This is a genomic window from Pseudomonas fluorescens, assembly GCF_902497995.1.
GTDB lineage: Bacteria > Pseudomonadota > Gammaproteobacteria > Pseudomonadales > Pseudomonadaceae > Aquipseudomonas > Aquipseudomonas fluorescens_BK.
The window spans coordinates 1-505 of the sequence record NZ_CABVII010000083.1 but is presented as its reverse complement, the minus strand read 5'-3'; the positions used below and the strand labels follow the sequence as shown (position 1 = coordinate 505).

The 505-nt window shown below is 65.3% G+C and carries 1 protein-coding gene; it reads left to right on the top strand.

The genetic code is table 11. The features are described 5' to 3' along the window. Window positions 1-505: RNA repair transcriptional activator RtcR family protein (locus tag F8N80_RS31025; protein WP_191633010.1), on the top strand; the 505-nt coding region annotated here is incomplete at both ends.

The window sequence follows — 505 nt, the reverse complement described above, 5'->3', positions numbered from 1 at the left end:
GAGCGCGAGGATTACCTCGTCCACATCACCACCGGCACCCATGTCGCGCAGATTTGCTGGTTCCTGCTGACCGAGGCGCGCTATCTGCCGGCACGGCTGATCCCGACCCCCCCGGCCAAGCGCAACAGCGAAAGCGATCACGCCATCGGCACGCATGCCCTGATCGATCTCCACCTGTCTCGCTACGATCGCATCGCTCCGCGCTTCGCCAGCACGCGCCTCCAAGGCCTGGAGTTCTTGAAGTCCGGCATCGCCACACGCAACGCCGCCTTCAACCGCTCGATCGGGCAAATCGAACGCGTGGCCGTGCGCTCGAAGGCGCCGATGCTGCTGATCGGCCCGACCGGCGCCGGCAAATCCTTCCTCGCCCGACGCATCTACGAACTCAAACGCAGCCGCCATCAAATGCAGGGGCGCTTTGTCGAGGTCAACTGCGCCACCCTGCGTGGCGATGGCGCGATGTCGGCGTTGTTCGGCCATGTCAAAGGCGCCTTCACCGGCGCAC